At 32.9% G+C, this 3197-nt stretch carries 1 protein-coding gene and 1 pseudogene; both read right to left on the reverse strand.

Going from position 1 to position 3197, the window contains the following annotated elements:
- Window positions 1-1613 precede the first annotated feature (1613 nt).
- The gene (locus AB5217_RS24720) at window positions 1614-2555 is read right to left on the reverse strand and encodes a SecDF P1 head subdomain-containing protein (protein ID WP_004311519.1); all 942 of its coding nucleotides are present in this window, start codon (window positions 2553-2555) and stop codon (window positions 1614-1616) included.
- A gap of 299 nt (window positions 2556-2854) precedes the next feature.
- Window positions 2855-3197 (reverse strand): annotated as a pseudogene (locus tag AB5217_RS24725) (hypothetical protein); the annotation flags it as partial.

Consider the following 3197-nt stretch of genomic DNA (forward strand, 5'->3'; position numbering starts at 1 on the left):
AGTGTTTCCGAACCGACTTTTGCCGGTTTTATTGTTTAACTTTTAATTTTTCGGTAAAAATTTACCGAAGTATTGTAATTTTTTTTCTCTTCATTTTTTCGAAAAGCCCCAGTCTTCCATTTTTTATAGAATATCATTTACATATTCCTATTTTTTCCATCCATGCATTATATACCTCATTTTTAGGTGAAGTTCACCCACTCTCTCCTCTTATTTTAGTCAGATTATGCTGCCGTTCTTTTTTTTTCTTCGTGACCTTTTCAATCATACATACCGCATTGAACGTATGTACTCCAAAGAAAATCCAAAATATTTCCACTTCCCTGTTTCTGGCTTTTTATTCTGGTCTGTAAATAATATTATTTCTACATTTTAAAACTTCCTTTCAATCTGGTAGCACTTTCATGGCTGAGTTCTGACCATCAAATCTTACGAAATGGAGCAATTTAGATAGCTCAGACCTTGTACTTAAAGAAGTGTTTTGTAAAACTTTTTAAATTGATATTATTAGTGTAGCTTGAATCCGCAGCAAGTACCTTAATCCTAACTTTGATCAGTTGTTGTAAATGAATACAGTCTTTCAAATGTATTACTTCGTTAAAAGCCGTAAAGGAGATATGTTCTATAAAGGAGATTTCATCTATCTGTATACTGTTGACTTTGCCTCCGAATTAAACGGATTTGTTTTTTCTTGCCTTAATAATAGTCTGGAGGGACTAAATATTAAGGAAATTTGCTAATTACTGACGAATCACATTAACGATTTAGGATTGGTTAGTGAATGAAGAGGGGCAATCTGAACACCACTAAATAACTGGTAACGAATATTACTAGTTAAATATTTAATCAGTTATGAATATGAAAAGTTGATATAGGACTTCAAGACTACCAAGGCCATTTTATTTTCAGGAGAAAAAAATAACTTTTACCCCCCCCAAAAAAAAAGGAGAGGATGTCAAGCATCTGTTGGGTTATTCCCAAGAAAGTGAACAGAGTATGGAAGCTGCTGATTTATTCGTTACAACTTTGACGATAATTTTTAAGCATATCGAGCGGTGTAAAATCTACCTAAACAAAACACGATTTCTTTTATATCTTTATCGTGTATTTTTATTTTAGATTTTCATCGGTTGGATTTAACCGATTGAAGAATAAACTTTTAGCAGAGTATTTGAGAAATAGAGGTAACGAATTAGCAACCGTGCAAATTTCAGCGATTTGCGGTGCTATGTTGTCAAATAACTCTTTGTAAATACAAATAAAATATTTAGTACAATTTTGAAGACATCATTAATAACCTTATTTATATCCATACACCTTTGGTTTGTTTCCCTATATTTATTGATAATCTTTTATTCACATATTTGGTAAATATTTCAATCTACGTAGATTTTATAACTAATAGAGTATAAACAATACAAGCTATTCCAACAAATAAAGCTACGGCAGAGCATTTGGTAAATATTGTATCTTTATTTTTAATACCATACATAAGCCCAATAATAGCACATAAAGGAATACCGACAGGAATAATCGTCAGAAACCAAATGAGTATTTTATGATACCCATTGCTGTTAATACTTTGTTTTTCAAATTACTCATAGCTACCATTCTCATTGCTTGTTACTCTTCGCATCTCTTTCTTTATTCATCAACCGCCAAATAGCTTTCTGATATTTCAACTTGGCGAACATCTCGTCATCTTGGTTATCTATCTTTAAGGTCATTACCCGAATACTTGGGGCAGTGGGATATCGGCTTCTCACTATATCATCCACTAGAAACCCGCATAGTCCGGTAGCCGGTTCTGTAAACAAGAAACCTTGAAACATGAGATTAATATAGTCTGCATTTTCGCAAAGATACGCCTTGTACCTCTTATATGTATCCAACTTCATATAATCTTCTGCACGGCTGCTGAAATTTGGCTTGGCAATTTCTTCGCATAAGGCAGATTCTAATTTGCTGTAGGTGGCAGTATCTAAATCTCCCCACCAATAATGATCTTCGGGATTGACCGACATATCCACCCATTCAGAAGCCTCCCAGTAGTCTATCGCAAACACAATTGAATCGGCTTTCTCTTTGGATGAGTAATAGATGGAATCTTTCTCCCAACCTTTGAATATACTTTCAATAGAATCTATTTTCTCTTTCCTAATTTTATTATATATGTTTTTTAAATCGTAGCCATGAGGTAACGATATTTGAAAAACACCGTTTTCAATTCTTGCATTCACCTTTGGATTTGTGATTACCGTATCGTCAAGTACAAAAGCTATATGTTTGCCAATTGCCTTTTCTGTTTCTTTTGCCCATTTTTTTAGTTTATGCTTGCTTATTTGCCCCACAATTACGCATGTCCCATTTTCATCAGAATCCATTCGTAACGAAACAAAATCTTTTACTGTTACAATAGACTCTTTAGCAATACTGTCTTTTTGCTGTGATAGGATGTGATACCATCCATTCTCATAGTGGGTTTTATGTATTTGATTACAGGAAGCGAAATAAGCAATTAAAATAAGTATTCCGAATAAATTCTTTTTTTGCATGTTCTTATATAATAAAAAAAAAAACTGTTATCTGTTCCTGAATTGTATCCGTCAGATATATTTAAAGCATTATGTTTCAAATTAGCTACTTCTCCAAATATATAAGCAAAAGTAGATTGTTTGCCTTTTTAAGAAGACTGTTCAAATCTGTTTTGATATTGTTTTTCTTGATCACAACTTATAAGATGGATTGTGTATAGTTATTTCATCTCGCCAAGCATATTCCTTGTTTTATCCATATAATTACTGAAATGCGCCTTTACCTGTCAAAAATATATTACCGTAAATAATGTACCGTTTTATCCCAAAAGATTTAAAAACAGTTCTTTATTTACTATTTTTGCAGATTTGATACGTGATTTGAGCCGTGATTTTCGAGCATATACGTTAGCCACCGTATCCTTCATGAATAAGCTAATTACTTGTGGTGAGAATCCTACAAAAATATAGCATAACAGCCTGGTGTCAGAAGTTTTCATGGTCGGAAAATCTTCCTTGAGCTTGTACATGGCATTGTCATGACAAGTGTTTACGATTTTTTCCAATTCTTGCAGTATTTCATTGCTTTCTGCAAAATCTGTAATTATCTGCTTTACTTCATTAAATATGACTGACTGTTGCGATGTTGTATTTTCACGTTCA

Source organism: Bacteroides sp. MSSM.1001136sp1_RTP21357st2_D2_RTP21359_211015 (assembly GCF_040913205.1).
In the GTDB taxonomy this organism is placed as follows: domain Bacteria; phylum Bacteroidota; class Bacteroidia; order Bacteroidales; family Bacteroidaceae; genus Bacteroides; species Bacteroides ovatus.

Coding starts and splice junctions, on each gene's coding strand:
- AB5217_RS24720 (WP_004311519.1), bottom strand. CDS start 2,555: ATGCAAAAAAAGAATTTATTCGGAATACTTATTTTAATTGCTTATTTC.